We start from the raw sequence: 15006 nt of genomic DNA on the forward strand, positions 1-15006 counted from the left end.
GCCGGGCACGGCCGGCGTCAGTGGCGACCGCCGGACGAACCGACGGGGGCGGGCGGCGGAGTCCCGTGCAGCCGCGGATCCGCCGGGGCGAGCACCGGCGCGGGGGCGTGCGCGGTCGGCGTCGCCTGGTAGCTGAACTCGCCCTTGCCGTCCGGGCTGGGGCCGGAAGCCCAGCGGCCCTCGGCCGCTTCCTCCCCTTCGGAGAAATTGATGTACTGGTAGGAGAACCGGTTCTCCTGTTCGGCGTCGGGGAACGCCTCCGGTACCGGCATCTCTTCCAGTCCGTCCTGCTTGAGCTGCTCGATCGCGGCGAGCCACATGTTTTGGTGCATGGTGTCGCGGGCCAGGAGGAAGCGCAGCATCTGCTTCACGCCGGGGTCGTCGGTCATGTTGAACAGTCGCGCGACCTGAAGCCGGCCCTGGGCCTCTGCGGTGACGTTGAGCTGGAAATCGGCGAGCAGATTGCCGCTGGCGGTGATGAAGGCGCCGTTCCACGGCACGCCGTTGCTGTCGACCGGCAGCGGTCCGCCACCGGCGTGGATGAAGTGCGCTGGGTTCGAGCCGCTGTAGATCGCGGTGAGCATCGGGTTGTCCTCGGCCGCCGCCTCCTGGGCCGACAGCGGCGCGCTGTCCAGCAGTCTGGCGATCATCGTGCAGATCATCTCGACGTGCCCCATCTCCTCGGTGCCCACGTCGAGCAGCAGGTCCTTGTACTTGCCCGGCAACCGGCAGCTCCAGCCCTGGAACAGGTACTGGTTGGCCACCGTCATCTCACCCCATTTGCCCCCCAGCACCTCCTGGAGACGGTTGGCGAATTCGGCGTCAGGGGCGTCCGGCTTGGCCTCGAACTGCAGGTCCTTGACGTGACTGAACATGGTGTCCTCCTCGGTGACGGATCGCAGACACCAGGCTCATTCCCATCTCGCTGGCCCGGCGGGGCCAACCGGCGGCCCACCGGGGCCATCGTCGGACCCGCCCGCCCCGGGGACCGTGACGCAGGACCACCTCGACCGCCACGCCCCGCGGCCGCAGTGGATAGGCCCGGACACGTCCACCCTGCGCGGCCACCAGGCACCCGACGATCCACAGCCCCAGACCGGACATGCCGGCCGAGGGCTCGCGCCGGCGCAGCATCGCGCGCACGGCCGCGCAGGACGTACCTTCGTCGGCGACCACGATCACCAGGTCGTCGGCGGGGATCCGGGCGGAGATCGACACCTGTCCGCCCGCCGGTCCGTGCCGCAGGGCGTTGTCGACAAGATTGATCAGGATCTGGCGTACGCGCTGGCCGTCGACCAGCCGGTCTGCTGCGCGCGGGCTGAGATGCAGCCGGGCCCGTTCTGACGGCACGGTGGCGAGGACCGCGTGCAGGACCTGGGTCAGCGGGATCCGAGCGCCGTCGTCGCCGGTCGTGGCGTCCCGTGCCAGGGCAGCTGCCTGTTGCCACACGCCGTCGAGATGCGCGGCCTGGTCTCTGGCCAAGCGCAGGAGCGCCTGCCGGTCCTGGGCAGTGAACCGTCGCGAATCGTCGGTGAGTGCCCGCGTCAACGACGTGAGGGCGCTGATGGGGGTTCGTAACTCGTGGCACAGCGCCCGTAGCATCAGCGCGTCCGCACCGTCGGTGGGCCGGGCGTCGACACTCGCGCCCCGGAGGCCCCGCAGCCGAGCGACAACGGCGCCGACCGCCCGCCGTGACGGCATGGTCAGTCCCGTCCGGGGTAACGTCGCGGGATGTCGGGCCCGGCGACGATCCGTATCGCGCTCGTCGACGACCACGCCCTGTTCGTCCGAGGACTCGAACTGCTGCTGCCCACCACCAGCAACGGCCGGATCCAGGTGGCGGGCACGACGAGCGACGCCGCGACGGCGGCCGCACTCGTCCGGGGATGCCTGCCCGATCTGGCTCTGGTCGATCTGCACATGCCTGCTCCCGGCGGGGTCCGTGCCATCATGGCGATCCGGCGTACCAGTCCCGGCCTGCGGATCCTCGCGATGTCCGGCATCGACGACACCGACACCGCGGTGGCGGCGCTGCGGGCGGGGGCCGAGGGCTACCTGCCCAAGAGCAGCGAGCCCGAAGATCTTCTACCGCCTCTTCTCGCCGCCCTCGAAGGATGGTCGGTGCTGCCCATGGACCTGTTGGCGGCGGTCGTCGCGCCGGCGCGGACCGGCCGTCCGGTCGCGGCGATCCTCGACGACCAGGAGCGGGCGCTGCTGCGGCTGATCGCACAGGGCAGCGGCACGTTGCAGATCGCCGACACGCTGCACATCTCCGAACGGAGCGTGAAACGGTTGACCGCCGCGCTGTTGCGCAAGCTCAGGGTCTCCAGCCGTGCCGAGGCCGCGGCACTCGCCGGCAGCGCCGGCCTGCTCTAGACCTACCCCGGGGCACCGCCTTGCCGGTGCGAGCGTCAGTCCTCCTGGTCGCGGTGCTTCTCGCGCCAGTCGCGTACGGCGTCCCGGACCCGGTCGAAGACGGCCAGCGGCGGGCCGGCCACCAGGTTCGCCGCGGCGGATTCACCCGTATGCGGGTGGGGCCGGGTCGGGGCCGTCGCCTCGGCCACGCGCAACGCGCCGGCCATCCGGCTCAACTGGGCCGAGGACAGGCTCTTCCGTAGCGACGGGAACTCCTCGGTCTCCTCCCGCGTCGCGTGCGCGATGACCGCGTCGGAGAGTTTCGCCAGCCGCGCGTCGAAGTCGGGGTGGTCGACCCCAAGTTCGTATAGGGCGTGGAGTTCGTGCTTGGCCTGGTCTTCCTCGTGGCGGAGCCGCTCGGTGACCGAGTCGCCCCCGTCGATCCGGCGCCGGGCGCTCGGATGTACGACGATCTCCTCGGCGCTCTCGTGCACCGCGAGCAGCCGGACGAGGTCCTCGAACAGTTCACGCTTCTGTGTTCCCCCGGCCCGCGCGAGTTGGCCGAACAGGCTCTTGATCTGACCGTGCTGGTCGACCAGGAGATCGACCACGTCGTGCTTGACATTTGTCGTCACGTTTGCCACCCGCTTCCGGCTTCTCAGTCCCGAACGTCGTGTCCGTCTGTTCCCGAACCGGGAGGTTCCATGCGTTCCACCGGCGTTCGCGATCCGACAGGCTTGCAGCGCCGGTCGTCGTGCCTCGTGCGGCCGTCGCCGTAGGCGGTGCTGCGATCTTCTCATCGGTGCGCGACATTGCCGCGCCCGCACCCGGTTCGGCGACCGCCCTGGCGCTTCGCCGTCGGGAAGCGCCAGGGCGGCACGTTGGCTGGGTCAGCAGGTGGAGTTGGTTTGGGTGAGCAGGCCCATGCGCCATGGCAGGGCGATGTAGTCGCCCCGGGCGTTGGGGTCGATGCCCTGGTAGAGGAACTGGAGCCGGCAGGGGTTGATGGGCACGGTCTGGTCGTTTCCGGACCGCAGGAGTTCTCCGTGGCTGAAGTCGCGCGACCATGCGGCGCCGGAGAACGTCACGTTGTTGGAGCGGGCGAACGGGTTCGACTCGGTGGCCAGGTGTGGTGTCCACTGGCCGGCGAGATCGTTCGAGGTGAAGGACCGGTACCAGCGGCGGCCATCCGTGGCCTGGCATCCTTCCCTCATGGGACTACGGTTCGGCACCCGCGCGTCCCATTCCCCGTGGGTGGACACCGTGTGGACCTGTACGAGCGAGCGGGTCGCGGAGATGACCTCCGTTGCGACGGCGTGCTGGGGCCTGGTGTTCTGGGAGCACGAGGGCAGGGCGTACGCCGGCATTTCCGGCCCGCAGACCGGTGCCGGCGCCGCACCGGTACCGGAGGGCGCGACGTTCGTCGGCATCGAATTCGCCGTGGGCACGTCGCTGCGGGCCGTGCCCACGGCGGCCCTGGTCGACGGCGGCGTCGAACTTCCGGAGGTCACGCGCGGGACCTTTCGGCTCGACGGCGTCCGCTGGGAGACGCCCCGCGCCGACGACGCCGAGACCTTGGTCGACCGTCTGGTCCGCTCCGGGTCCGTGGTCCGTGACCCACTCGTCGCCGAGATCCGCCGGGCCCACCGTCCAGCGGTCTCGGGGCGCACGGTCGAACGCCGGTTCCGGGCGGCGACCGGGCTCACCCGGGGCGCCGTGCGACAGATCGAGCGCGCACGCCGGGCGGCGGCGATCCTGGCCGCCGGCGTCCCGGTCGCCGATGTCGTCGTCAGGCTCGGATACTTCGACGAGCCCCACCTGGCCCGTGCGCTACGCCGGTACGTCGGGCGTACGGCCCGAGATCTGCGTACGGGCACCGGTGGTGCGATCGCCTTGGATCTGGATCATCCGACGACGTCGTAGATGAGCTTCATGACGCCGTTGGGATAGGCGGCGGACGACCGGAGGGTCAGCATCTGCTTGTCCCGGTCGGACCTACTGAACAGGCTCTTGCCGGATCCGAGCAGAACGGGGAAAAGGAGAAGGTGGTACCGGTCGATGAGTTTCGCCTCCGACAGTCGGCGGGCGAGTTCCGCGCTGCCGTGAATGAATATCGCGCCGCCCTCGCTTCGCTTGAGCGCGGCGACGTCATCGACCGAGCGCAGAATCGTCGTCCGACCCCATCCCTCGACGAGGGCTTCCTCGGGCAGCGTGGTCGAAACCACGAACTTGGGCAGTTCCTTGTAGGCGAGGTGGTCGTCCGAGTCACGCCAGATCGGCGCGAACGCCTCGTAGCTTCGGCGGCCGAACATCAGTGCCGTGGTCTGCTCCAGTTCCTCGCCCTTGAGCGAGAACGCCTCGGGCAGGAATTCGATGTCCTTGACCACCCAGCCTCCGCTGCGGTGTTCCTCGCCCGGCCCACCGCCCGGGGAGTCCACAACGCCGTCGAGCGAGACGAACGCGGTATAAACCAGATCACGCATGGTTGTACTCCTCGCAACCGGGCGACGGGGTCGCCGGGTAGATCGGCAATCGGCCGCTGCCCCACCCTGACCTGGCGTGGCGCAGCACTGACGGCAGGTTAGGCGGCGCCCACCGTGGCGGTCTTGTACGGAAACGACGAAAGCCGGCGCGATGTCATCCGGAACCCGAGGGCATCGAGGCCGCCATGTCGTGACGTCGGCAGCGGCCAGCCATGGAGCGAACGCGGTTGCCGTGCCCGTCAATCCGCCGTGAACACGACGGGCAGTGTGGTGAGCCCCCGGAGGAACGTATGTCGCCATCTGAGTTCTTCCGGTCGGACGGCCAGCCGAATGGTGGTGTAGCGGCGCAGCAGCGAGCTGAGCGCGATCTCGCCCTCCAGTCTGGCCAGCGGTGCGCCGAGGCAGAAGTGCCGACCGTGACCGAACGCCAGATGTGCCTGGTCGGACCGGTCGGGGTGGAAGGCGTCCGCGTCGGCGAAGCGGGTCCGGTCCCGGTTGGCCGAGGCCAGACCGATACTGACGACGCTCCCCTCGGGTACGGCCACCCCGCCGATGGTCAGATCCTGGACGGCTGTCCGCAGGGTGCTGCGCTGGACCGGTCCGTCCAGCCGCAGCGACTCCTCGACCGCGGCGTGCAGCAGTGCCGGATCGTCACGGAGACGGTCCAGGCTGACCCGCTCCAGGAGCAGGCGCAGAATGGTGTTGCCGAGAAAATTGGTGGTGCTTTCGAAGCCGGCGACCAGCAGCAGGTAGAGCATCGCGACGACCTCTCGCTCGGCGAGCAGGCCCTGCTCGTCCCGGGCGGTGATCAACGTCCGGAGAAGGTCCGGACGGTCATCGAAGGCGGCGTCGTCCACGGTCGCGTCGTGGCGGGTTCGCTCGACCAGTTCGGTGAGGTATTCGCGTAGTGCCGCGTCTCCCGCGGCCCTGGTCATCGGCCGGTTTTCGACGTACGACGGGGTCAGTGCCGCCTCCGCCCAGACCCGGAACCTGTCCCGGTCGGCTACCGGCACCCCGAGCAGTTCGCAGATGACCAGGACCGGCAGCGGATGGGCCAGCGTTTCCACGAGATCGGCGCCGGCCCGGTCGGCGATGCCGTCGAGGAGATCGTCCGTGATCTGCTGGACACGGGGGCGCAGCCGCTCGATGGCCGCGGGGGTGAAGGCGCGTTTCACCACGCCGCGCAGTCGCGTATGGTCCGGCGGATCGCTGTGCAGCAGGTGCGCGGCGCCGAACTCGATCCGCTCCTCGGTCAGTTCGATACCGGCGGACTCGAGGGCCGTACGGGCGTGGCTCAGGTGATGGGCCAACCGGGGGTCGGTCAGCGCCGCCCGTGCCTCCTCGTACCGGCACACGAACCAGGTTTCCACCCCGTCGGGCTGGACGAGCCGGTGCACCGGTGCCCGCTGCCGCAGGTCGGCGTAAGCGGGGAACGGGTCGGCGACGCCGTCGAGGCGGAAGATCTCGCTGTACCGGGCGGGGGTACGGGGCTCGTTCACGGTAACTCCTCGGCGGCGGTACCGGGCCTGGCGGGACGGTCGGTGCCCGCACGTGAAGCGGGCGGTGTGGCACCACGGACGGGAGTGGTTCCACGGTGCCGCGCACCGGGCACGTACGCAGTGTGCCCCGGTGCGCTGTCGGACGCCATCCCCATGGCGGTCAGCCGGTGAAGGGTGCCCCGGGCGGGTCGGCAGCACCGACCGACGTCAGCGCAGCGCCATCCTCGTCTGTGTCTGCATGACGCCGCCGTCGCGCTTGAGCGCGCGTAACAGCCGGTCCAGCGCGGGCATGTCCCGCACCCGGACGCGCAGCAGGTAGTCGTAGGGGCCGGTCACGTGGACGGCGTCCACCACGCTCGAGACACGTCTCACCCAGGTCAGGAACTCCTCGGAGTCCCGGTCCTGATGCAGCCGTACGTCGATGAACGCCTCCATCCCCACTGCCGGATCCGGCTGCGCGTCGGCGAGCACGACCGTGAATCCGGCGATCACCCCCACCGTTCGCAGGCGGCGGACCCGGGCCGCGACGGCATTCGTGCTCAGCCCCACCTCGCGACCGATCGCGGTGAACGATGCGCGGCCGTCTGCCCGCAAGATACTGAGAATCTGCTCGTCCACCGCATCCACACCACAAATCTAGCCGTCACACCGCGAAAATCTCTGCCGCTTCCGGCGGGATGGCCGATCGTTGCCCGGTATGGAGATCAGTAAGGCGTTCCTCAGCGGCATCCTCGCCGGCCTCGCCGTCGCCGTCCCCCTGGGCGCCATCGGCGTCCTGCTGCTCAAGGAGGGTGTCCAGCACGGCATCCGCCGGGCCTGGACCGCGGCCGCGGGGGTCGCCGCCGCCGACGTCGTCTACTGCACCGTCGCGGTCCTCTTCGGAGCGGTCACCGCCCCTGTCGTCACCGGGCTCGCGCCCTGGCCCGCCGTCGTGGGCGGCCTCGCCCTCGTCGGCATCGCCGCCCGTGGACTCGTCCGTGGACTCTCCAGCACGGCAGCGCCCGCGGCGCCCGACCGTTCCCCGGGTCCGCGACGGAGGTTCACGGCGTTCCTCGCCCTGACGATGATCAACCCGGCAACCCTCGTCTACTTCGCGGCGATCACCACCGGGCTCGGCACCGTGTCGCAGACGCGCGCGACGTCCACGGCGTTCATCGTCGGTGTCGGCCTCGCGTCCGTCGCCTGGCAGATCCTGCTCGTCGCTGTCGGGAGCACTCTCAAGACGCACACCGGACGGGGCGCGCAGCGGGTCACCGTGCTGGTCGGGAATGCCGTCGTGGGCGTCCTCGGTCTGCTGATCGTCACCGGCGCGGTCCTCTGAGCATCCCCGCCGCCGCATGGCCCGCCACCGAGAAGACCGTCTGGGACAGACGCCCGACCGGCACCGTGGGTGGCGGGCAAGCTCAGTGGTCGCCGGGGTCGCGCCGGGTGGCGAGGTGGAAGGCGACGACGAGTTCGTGCGCGGCCGTGTCGAGGTCGATCTCCTCGCCGTAGGTGGTCCAGTCACGCTGGCCGGCCCCACCCACGGCGCGGAGCTGCCGTACCTGCGGATGACGGATGCCAGCTTCGGCCTCCCCGCAGCCTTCACGCCGCAGCAGAAGGCGCTCTCCACGCTGATGGTCGACTACTGGACCGGGTACGCCCAGCGGGGCGACCCGAACCACCGGGACGGCCCGCGCTGGTCACGCCACGACCCGGCCCGGGCCAACGCGCTGCGGCTGGCCCCCGGGCCGGGCGGCGTCACTCCGATCGACATCCGGGCCGCGCACCAGTGCGGATTCTGGGACGAGGTGGCCGACGCGGGCTGAGCCCGGCCGGCGACAGCCCCGCCACCCCGGCAAGGGTGGCGGGGCGTCACGCCGACACGGAAGGCGTGGCGGCCGGCCGGCGTCAGCCGTTGTCGATCAGGCTGGCGATCTCGTTGTAGATCAGGTGTGCCTTCGCGCCCTGGTTCGACGGGCAACCGCCGAGGTGGTGCAGGGCGATGACCTGGTGGTTGGCGTTCAGCACCGGCGAGCCGGAGTTTCCGCCGGAGGTGTCACAGCTGTAGCTGATGTTCCAGGTGTTGTAGTTCGCGTTCCGCACGGTGCACGTCGGGCCGCCCTGGCTGTCCTCGTAGATCGACAGCCGCTTCGGGCTGCCGTCGCCGTGCCCGGGGATGTAGATCCGCGTGCCGGTGGTGGTGGCGGTCGTCGCCAGGTAGAGCGTGCCGAAGCTCTGGATGCTGGCGAAGTTGTTCACGGAGTACAGGGTGTAGTCCAGCTGGTTCGATCCGCCGCTGCTCACCTTGTAGAGGGTGGCGCCACTCACCTTGGTGCCGGCGCCCGGGTTCGCGCCGCCGCAGGTGGCGCACTGGTAGTTGAACTGCATTTCACTGCCGCTGACCTGGGCCTGCGTCGAGAAGCAGTGCTTGTTGGTCAGCATGCGGTTGGTGTTGCCGATCCGCCAGGTGGTGCACAGCCCACCGCCGCTGATCAGCAGTCGCGCCACCGCCCGGCCGCGAGCGTATTCGGTGGGGTGACTGCTCTGGTAGCAGACCGCGTCGCGGCGGGCGTCGGTGCTGCACACAGACTGCGTGGAAGGGTTGTGCCGGGCGATCTCCGCGCGGTCGTAGCCGCGCCAGAACCGGTCGACGGTCGCCACGTTGCCACGGGAGGGGCGGCTGCTGTGCAGCGTCACCACCGCGGTGTCACCCTCCACCGACATCGCCCAGAAGCCCGGCTGCCCGTCGGTGGTGTAGTCCGAGCCGGTCGCCCGGTTCAGGTGGCGGTCGTACCGGTAGCTCTCCTTGCCATCGGGGCTCGACACGGTGACGTAGTCGCCGTCAGCCAGTTGCAGAGAGCTGAAGTGCACCTTGATGTACGTCGCGCCGGGGTGCTGGATGAGCTGTGTCCGGCTGTCCCCGGCGGCGGACAGTGAGCCGTCGACGATGCGTAGTTCACCGATCGTGGTGACACCCTCGGCCGAGAACTGGTCCGATTCGGGTGCCCGCTGTGACTGCGGCGCAAGAGGTGCGGCCGGGTACTCCTCGGCGGCGGCGGATACCGGCAGCAGACTCAGCCCGAGCGTGCAGGCGGCGAGCGCCACCGACGCCGTTCGCAGGCGGCGTAAGGCAAGGTTCATCGTCGCTCCTCTCCAGGAAACCAGCACCCAGACGTGCTTCCCGCCTTACTACACGAGGAGCGGCAATGCATGCAAGTTTATCAATATCTTCGTGCCCTGTGCGCCACTTCGTGACGCCACCGCGCCGGGATCGGAACCGTCGACATCGGACCGCGCGGCGACCGCACGCAGGGCGATCGCCGCCGGCCGCTCCCGCTCCGGCGGCGGAAAATCCGTGGATCTCGGTCCGTCCGACCGCCACCATGTCTCCCGGACATCTCCCCGGGCCGCGGCCCGACGATCGGGAACTGGCGGTAGCGATCGATGACGTGGCGACGGATCATGATCGACCTGGCGCCGCTGCGGGAGGCACCGGCCTTCCGCCGGCTGTGGATCGGGTCGACGCTGTCGGCTTTCGGCAGCCAGATGACCAGCTTCACGGTCGCGTTCCAGGTCTGGACCCTCACCGAATCCTCGCTCGCGGTCGGTGCCGTCGGCCTCGCCGTCGCCGGGCCCGCGATCCTGTTCGGTCTTGTCGGCGGGGCGATCGCCGACAGCATGGACCGCCGGCGGCTGGCGCTCGTCGCCTGCGTGGCCCAGGCGGTCATCGCCGCCGGGCTCGTCGTGCAGGCGATCGCCGGCCTGGAGCAGCTCTGGTTGTTGTACCTGCTGGTGGCAGCCAATGCGACGGTCAACGCGGTCGGCGGACCGGTCCGGCGTACGTTCCTGGCGCGGCTGCTCGACCCCCGCCTGGTCCCCGCCGGTGCGGCCCTCAACATGCTCGCCATGCACGCCAGCCTCACCACCGGCCCGATGGTCGCGGGCGCGCTGGTCGCCGGGTGGGGCATCACGGTCGCCTACCTCGTCCACCTGCTGACGTTCGTGGCCGCGTTCGACGGCCTGTTCCGGCTGCCGCCGATGCCGCCGGAGGGCGAGACCGGGCGACCGAACCTGCGCGCGATCGGGGAAGGGCTGAGCTTCATCCGCCGCAGCCGGGTGATTGCCGGCGCGTTCCTCACCGACATCAACGCCACCCTGCTCGGCATGCCGTTCGCCCTGTTCCCGGCGATCAACGCCGCCCACTTCGGGGGCAGTCCGCAGACGCTCGGCCTGCTCACCGCGGCGCCAGCGGTCGGCGGCGTCATCGGGGCGCTGCTGTCCGGGCCGGTCGGCCGGATCAGACGGCCGGGCCGGGGCATCCTCGTCGCCGCCGCGGTGTGGGGGGCGAGCCTGGCCTGCTTCGGGCTGACGACGTACCTGTGGCTGGCGCTCGCCCTGCTCGTCGTCGCCGGGGTGGCCGACGTACTCAGTGTCATCATGCAGACCGCGCTGGTCCAACTCGCCACCCCGGACAACTACCGCGGCCGGGTCGGCGCGGCCGAGTTCGTCGTCGGCGCCGGCGTGCCGCACCTGGGCAACTTCCGGGCCGGCGCGGTCGCCTCGCTCGTCTCCCCCGCCGCCAGTGCCTTCATCGGCGGATCGGCGGTCGTCGCCGGAACCGCCCTGATCGCGCTCGCGCTGCCCGAGTTCCGGCGCTGCACCGCACCGCCGACGACCGCCCCCGACGCGGCGAAGCAGCCCCAGCCGACTGGCTCGTCGTAACCCACCGGATGCCGACGGCGGCCCGCCCCGGCGGCCCGGGAAGGGGTCGCCCCGTGGGTGGAAGCCGTCGAACAGCGCGGTTTCCGTCGGTGGCGGGTGATAGCTTCGCGTCGAATCGCTCGACCGCGTCCTGCGGGTCCCGTCGCGGGCCAAGCCGACCGTCCCATCATCTTCACGTATATGGAAGGCCGCACCATGACCGAGGCAAGCACCCACACCCTGGACGTGCCGGGGGCGACTCTGCACTACGACGTCCGCGAGGGCACGGCGGCTGCGGCACCGACGCTGCTGATGATCGGGTCCCCGATGGACGCCACCGGCTTCACCAGCCTCGCCGCCCACTTCCCGGACCGTACGGTGGTGACCGTCGACCCGCGCGGGGCCGGACGCAGCACGCGCGTCGAACCCGGCGGCGAGTCCACACCCGAGCAGCACGCAGACGACCTGCACCGGGTGATCGAGGCCCTCGGTGGCGGCCCGGTCGACATCTTCGCCAGCAGCGGCGGTGCCGCCAACGCGCTCGTGCTGGTGGCCCGGCACCCGGAGCAGGTGCGCCTCCTGGTGGCGCACGAGCCTCCCGCCGCCCAGGTGCTGCCGGATCGGGAGCCGGCGCTGGCCGCGATCGCCGACGTCCGTCGGGCATACGAACAGGACGGCTTCGGTGCGGGAATGGCGAGGTTCATGGCGCTCAGCGGCTTCCGGGGCGAGATCCCGGCCGACTACACCGGCCGGCCGGCGCCCGATCCGGCCGCGTTCGGCCTGCCCACCGACGACGACGGCTCCCGTGACGACGTGATGTTCCGGCAGAACCTCGTCACCTGCACGCACCACGAACACGACTTCGAGGCGCTGCGGGCGGCGTCGACCCGGATCGTGGTCGGCGTCGGGGCCGAGTCGGAGGGCGAGATGGCCCACCGCAGCGGGCTCGCCGTCGCCGACCGGCTCGGCACGAAGGCAGTGGTCTTCCCCAGCCACCACGGCGGTTTCCTCGGCGGGGAGTTCGGCTGGGCGGGCGAGCCGGACGCGTTCGCCGTGACCCTGCGGCAGACGCTCGACGAAGACCGGTGAGGCGGGTGACCGGCCCGCGTCCGGGATGAGCCCGTAGGAAGCGGACCGGTCAGCCGGCGGCGGCTTTCGGGGTGGTGCTGATCGCGTCGCGCACCTCTTCGACCAGCTCGCGCATCGCGGTCTCGGCGCCCCAGGCGTCGCCGGCCGCAACGCAGTCCGCGACCCGGTCGTGCAGGTCGAGCGCCACCGGCCGGGGACATTTCGGCATCAGGCCGTGCTCGGTCCGTCCGGCGAGCACCTCGGCGATCACGCCGGTCAGCGCGGTGAACATCTCGTTGAGGCACGCCTGCAGCAGCAGCGCGTGGAACTCGACATCGGCGGCCAGGAACGCGTCGAGTTCGCCCGCCTCGCCGAGTTGCCGCATCCGTGTGGCCAACGTGCACAGCCGCTCGCGCACGTCGGCGGTGGCGTGCCGGGCGGCGCCCGCGGCGGCGAGTGGCTCGACGGCCACCCGCAGGTCGGTGAGGGTACGTAGCTGGTCGGCGCGGCCGGGGCCGTCGAGACGCCAGCGGATGACCCGTGGGTCGAGCACCCGCCACCGGTGCATCGGCTGCACCACCAGGCCGACACGGCGGCGGGATGCGACCAGGTTCAGCGATTCGAGGATGCGCATCACCTCCCGCATCACGGTGCGCGAGACGCCGAAGCGCTGTTGCAGGTGTTCCAGGGTGAGTGCGGTACCGGGGGCGTGCTGCCCGCCGGTGATTTCCAGCCCGAGGGCATCGAGCACAGCGCCGTGCATCACCGGCGCCGCGGCCCGCGCCGCGTCGCGACTCGCCTCGGCCATCAAGGGATCCCCGATCACTCCGTCCTGCGAAGAGGTTAGCGGGCGCCCGCCGCGGCCCGGTCCGGCGACCGGCCCCAGCATTCTCAAAGGTGTTACCTTTCTATTTACAAAGGTAACACCTTTGTGTGACGATCATGCCAACCACCAGGTGGACGACGCCCGACGACCCGACGCGACCGCGCACCGCGACGGGTCCGACGGCCATGGCCGCCCACGCCCACACCGAACGATGTGGACGGGCTCACCCGCGGCCGGGGCGAACCGTCACCTCGCCACGTCCACCACCGGTCCCCGGAGCGGCATCCCCCGAACGCTTCGGTCGACCAGCCGATGAAGGGAAGGCACATGCCCGTTACACACCCACAACCAGCGCCGGCACGCCGACTCCGGCGAGGACTGACCGTGTCGCTCGCCGCCGGCCTGACGGCCGCCGCCGGCGCCCTCGCCGCCCCCGCCGCGACCGCCGCACCGGCTTCGGATCTCGGGCCGAAGGTCGTCCAGACCAACCAGGCACCGACCGGCAACTCGGTCACCTTCAGATACCAGGCCCCGGCCGGCGTCGAGTCGGTCCAGATCTACGGCGAGTGGTGGTTCTCCAAGGCGGAGAGCGTCACCTGCCAGGGTTGCGGTGACGCCCGGCCCGGCGCCCAGTGGCAGCCGGGTGACATCGTGGCCGACCCGTGGCGCACCCTGCCGATGGAGAAGGGCGCGGACGGCGTGTGGACGTTCACCACGCCGCTGCCGTCCGGCACCTTCCGGTACGCGTTCACGCACGACTGCAGCAGCCCCACCGCCAGCGGCTGCACCCTGCACCCCGACCCGGCCAACCCGCTCGAGGTGCTGCCCCACGACGAGGCCACCGGCGCACTGCTCAGCCGCGTCTACGTCCCGAACAGCAAGCGTTTCCCCAGCTACGACAACGACTACCAGGCACCGGTCGCCGCCAACAAGGCGGGCAAGCTGGAGCAGCGCTGGTACGACTCCCCGCTGTCGACCAGCCCGGCGGGCAAGCACGACGTCGTCGTCTACCTGCCGCACGGCTACGACCCGAAGCGCTCGACCCCGTACCCGACGCTGTACCTCAGCCACGGCGGCGGCGGTAACGCCACCGACTGGACCGTCGAGGGCGTGGCCCACCAGATCCTGGAGAACGCCGTACGGGACGGCGCGGCCCAGCAGATGGTCATCGTCTCCACCGACTTCAACGGCCTGCCGAACGGCAACCAGGGCTACGTCGACGAGCTGCGCGACAACGTCATCCCCTTCGTCGAGCAGAACTACAACGTCTCCACCCGCGCCGTCGACCGCGCCTTCGGTGGACTCTCGGCGGGCGGCGCCCGCGCCCTCACGCTCCTCTACGACAACACCGACCTGGTCGGCTACCACGCCGCCTGGGGTGCCGCCGGCGGCGCGGTGACGCCGACGCAGGAGCAGGTCGACCGGCTGAAGGCGGTGCCCGGCGGCATCCACGTCGGCACCGGCCTGCAGGACTGGCTGGCGAACATCGCCCCGAACTCGGTCGCCCGGACCGAGGCCTGGCGCGCGGCCGGCATCGAGGTAACCGAGCACAACGTCGACGGTGTGCACGTCTGGGACATCTGGCGGCAGATGCTCAACGACTACCTGCGTACCGTGGCGTTCCGTACCACCACCACGAGCCTGGACGTCGACAGCACCCCGGCCGGCAACTCGCACCGTACCAAGGTCACCGCGACCGCCGAGGTCGACTCTGTGACGATCAGTGACCGCGCGCCGTCCGGCAAGGTCGACTTCTACGCCGGCGACACGTACCTCGGCTCCGCGCCGGTCCGTAACGGGGTCGCCCAGTTCAAGGGCACGGTCAGCGGCGGCCTCGACCAGCCGGTGACCGCCCGCTACCAGGGCGACAGCCTGTACAACGCATCGGAGAGCACGGCGAACGCCGGCTGATCCGACGCCCGCACCCGGCCCGTGGCGGCACCCCGACGAGGGGGCTGCCACGGGCCGTCGTCACATCTGCCTGCCGTGAAGACGCGGGTGACGCCTGGGATCACCTTGACATCGGTCGATGCCAGCGACAACATCGGTCCATCGCGACCGGGTGGGCGAAGTCCGGGCAGTTGAACCGCTG

General features: G+C 70.7%; 17 protein-coding genes. 7 read left to right on the forward strand and 10 right to left on the reverse strand.

What is annotated here, in order from left to right:
- Positions 1-17 precede the first annotated feature (17 nt).
- Positions 18-875, reverse strand: a complete 858-nt coding sequence (locus QCD66_RS23475; RefSeq protein ID WP_364212730.1) for a manganese catalase family protein — start codon at positions 873-875, stop codon at positions 18-20.
- Positions 823-1482 carry an ATP-binding protein gene (locus QCD66_RS23480; protein ID WP_364212733.1) on the reverse strand — a complete coding sequence of 220 codons (660 nt, stop codon included), beginning with the start codon at positions 1480-1482 and terminating at the stop codon, positions 823-825. Before QCD66_RS23480 ends, QCD66_RS23475 begins: the two co-directional genes overlap by 53 nt.
- 249 nt (positions 1483-1731) lie before the next feature.
- Here QCD66_RS23480 and QCD66_RS23485 point away from each other — a divergent pair, with 249 nt between their 5' ends.
- On the forward strand, positions 1732-2376 hold the full coding sequence (locus QCD66_RS23485) for a response regulator transcription factor (RefSeq protein ID WP_364212736.1): 645 nt from the start codon (positions 1732-1734) through the stop codon (positions 2374-2376).
- A gap of 35 nt (positions 2377-2411) precedes the next feature.
- Here QCD66_RS23485 and QCD66_RS23490 read toward each other — a convergent pair whose 3' ends face one another.
- Together QCD66_RS23490 and QCD66_RS23495 are read right to left on the reverse strand one after the other, a co-directional pair.
- On the reverse strand, positions 2412-2990 hold the full coding sequence (locus QCD66_RS23490) for a hemerythrin domain-containing protein (RefSeq protein ID WP_364212739.1): 579 nt from the start codon (positions 2988-2990) through the stop codon (positions 2412-2414).
- A gap of 255 nt (positions 2991-3245) precedes the next feature.
- Positions 3246-3569, reverse strand: coding sequence for a non-reducing end alpha-L-arabinofuranosidase family hydrolase (locus QCD66_RS23495; protein ID WP_375734616.1), 324 nt, complete (start codon positions 3567-3569; stop codon positions 3246-3248).
- Here QCD66_RS23495 and QCD66_RS23500 point away from each other — a divergent pair.
- Complete coding sequence (locus tag QCD66_RS23500; RefSeq protein WP_375734615.1) at positions 3568-4278, forward strand: helix-turn-helix domain-containing protein; 711 nt, start codon at positions 3568-3570, stop codon at positions 4276-4278. The two genes, QCD66_RS23495 and QCD66_RS23500, sit on opposite strands and share 2 nt — an antisense overlap.
- On the opposite strand, the gene QCD66_RS23505 is transcribed toward QCD66_RS23500, so the two are convergent.
- The 3 genes from QCD66_RS23505 to QCD66_RS23515 all read right to left on the reverse strand — a co-directional run bounded on the left by QCD66_RS23505 (position 4260) and on the right by QCD66_RS23515 (position 6964).
- Entirely contained in the window at positions 4260-4838 is a 579-nt protein-coding gene (locus QCD66_RS23505) for a dihydrofolate reductase family protein (protein ID WP_375734614.1), read from the reverse strand. The two genes, QCD66_RS23500 and QCD66_RS23505, sit on opposite strands and share 19 nt — an antisense overlap.
- A gap of 239 nt (positions 4839-5077) precedes the next feature.
- Positions 5078-6337, reverse strand: a complete 1260-nt coding sequence (locus tag QCD66_RS23510; protein WP_375734613.1) for a cytochrome P450 — start codon at positions 6335-6337, stop codon at positions 5078-5080.
- Between the two features lie 207 nt (positions 6338-6544).
- Positions 6545-6964 carry an Lrp/AsnC family transcriptional regulator gene (locus QCD66_RS23515; protein ID WP_364212745.1) on the reverse strand — a complete coding sequence of 140 codons (420 nt, stop codon included), beginning with the start codon at positions 6962-6964 and terminating at the stop codon, positions 6545-6547.
- Between the two features lie 70 nt (positions 6965-7034).
- Here QCD66_RS23515 and QCD66_RS23520 point away from each other — a divergent pair, with 70 nt between their 5' ends.
- Positions 7035-7658, forward strand: coding sequence for a LysE family transporter (locus QCD66_RS23520; RefSeq protein WP_375734612.1), 624 nt, complete (start codon positions 7035-7037; stop codon positions 7656-7658).
- Positions 7659-7740: 82 nt separating this feature from the next.
- On the opposite strand, the gene QCD66_RS23525 is transcribed toward QCD66_RS23520, so the two are convergent.
- On the reverse strand, positions 7741-7863 hold the full coding sequence (locus QCD66_RS23525) for a hypothetical protein (protein ID WP_375734611.1): 123 nt from the start codon (positions 7861-7863) through the stop codon (positions 7741-7743).
- A 24-nt stretch (positions 7864-7887) separates the two neighbouring features.
- Here QCD66_RS23525 and QCD66_RS23530 point away from each other — a divergent pair, with 24 nt between their 5' ends.
- Positions 7888-8145, forward strand: a complete 258-nt coding sequence (locus tag QCD66_RS23530) for a hypothetical protein (protein WP_375734610.1) — start codon at positions 7888-7890, stop codon at positions 8143-8145.
- An 82-nt stretch (positions 8146-8227) separates the two neighbouring features.
- Here QCD66_RS23530 and QCD66_RS23535 read toward each other — a convergent pair whose 3' ends face one another.
- On the reverse strand, positions 8228-9460 hold the full coding sequence (locus QCD66_RS23535) for a trypsin-like serine peptidase (protein ID WP_375734609.1): 1233 nt from the start codon (positions 9458-9460) through the stop codon (positions 8228-8230).
- 303 nt (positions 9461-9763) lie between these two features.
- Here QCD66_RS23535 and QCD66_RS23540 point away from each other — a divergent pair, with 303 nt between their 5' ends.
- Together QCD66_RS23540 and QCD66_RS23545 are read left to right on the forward strand one after the other, a co-directional pair.
- Positions 9764-11041: an MFS transporter gene (locus QCD66_RS23540; protein ID WP_375734608.1), complete on the forward strand. Its 1278-nt coding sequence runs from the start codon at positions 9764-9766 to the stop codon at positions 11039-11041.
- 195 nt (positions 11042-11236) lie between these two features.
- A complete protein-coding gene (locus tag QCD66_RS23545; RefSeq protein WP_375734607.1) occupies positions 11237-12109 on the forward strand; it encodes an alpha/beta fold hydrolase in 873 nt (290 codons plus the stop codon).
- Positions 12110-12158: 49 nt separating this feature from the next.
- Here QCD66_RS23545 and QCD66_RS23550 read toward each other — a convergent pair whose 3' ends face one another.
- Entirely contained in the window at positions 12159-12896 is a 738-nt protein-coding gene (locus tag QCD66_RS23550) for a FadR/GntR family transcriptional regulator (protein WP_375734606.1), read from the reverse strand.
- A gap of 402 nt (positions 12897-13298) precedes the next feature.
- Here QCD66_RS23550 and QCD66_RS23555 point away from each other — a divergent pair, with 402 nt between their 5' ends.
- Positions 13299-14825, forward strand: coding sequence for an alpha/beta hydrolase-fold protein (locus tag QCD66_RS23555; RefSeq protein ID WP_375734605.1), 1527 nt, complete (start codon positions 13299-13301; stop codon positions 14823-14825).
- Positions 14826-15006 lie beyond the last annotated feature (181 nt).

This window comes from Polymorphospora sp. A560 (assembly GCF_045781765.1).
In the GTDB taxonomy this organism is placed as follows: Bacteria; Actinomycetota; Actinomycetes; order Mycobacteriales; family Micromonosporaceae; genus Polymorphospora; species Polymorphospora lycopeni.

Excerpts from the sequence above, each read along its gene's own strand:
- QCD66_RS23475 (WP_364212730.1), bottom strand. The coding sequence starts at position 875 with ATGTTCAGTCACGTCAAGGACCTGCAGTTCGAGGCCAAGCCGGACGCC.
- QCD66_RS23485 (WP_364212736.1), top strand. The coding sequence starts at position 1,732 with ATGTCGGGCCCGGCGACGATCCGTATCGCGCTCGTCGACGACCACGCC.
- QCD66_RS23500 (WP_375734615.1), top strand. The coding sequence starts at position 3,568 with ATGGGACTACGGTTCGGCACCCGCGCGTCCCATTCCCCGTGGGTGGAC.
- QCD66_RS23495 (WP_375734616.1), bottom strand. The coding sequence starts at position 3,569 with ATGAGGGAAGGATGCCAGGCCACGGATGGCCGCCGCTGGTACCGGTCC.
- QCD66_RS23505 (WP_375734614.1), bottom strand. The coding sequence starts at position 4,838 with ATGCGTGATCTGGTTTATACCGCGTTCGTCTCGCTCGACGGCGTTGTG.
- QCD66_RS23520 (WP_375734612.1), top strand. The coding sequence starts at position 7,035 with ATGGAGATCAGTAAGGCGTTCCTCAGCGGCATCCTCGCCGGCCTCGCC.
- QCD66_RS23530 (WP_375734610.1), top strand. The coding sequence starts at position 7,888 with ATGACGGATGCCAGCTTCGGCCTCCCCGCAGCCTTCACGCCGCAGCAG.
- QCD66_RS23535 (WP_375734609.1), bottom strand. The coding sequence starts at position 9,460 with ATGAACCTTGCCTTACGCCGCCTGCGAACGGCGTCGGTGGCGCTCGCC.
- QCD66_RS23540 (WP_375734608.1), top strand. The coding sequence starts at position 9,764 with ATGACGTGGCGACGGATCATGATCGACCTGGCGCCGCTGCGGGAGGCA.
- QCD66_RS23545 (WP_375734607.1), top strand. The coding sequence starts at position 11,237 with ATGACCGAGGCAAGCACCCACACCCTGGACGTGCCGGGGGCGACTCTG.
- QCD66_RS23550 (WP_375734606.1), bottom strand. The coding sequence starts at position 12,896 with ATGGCCGAGGCGAGTCGCGACGCGGCGCGGGCCGCGGCGCCGGTGATG.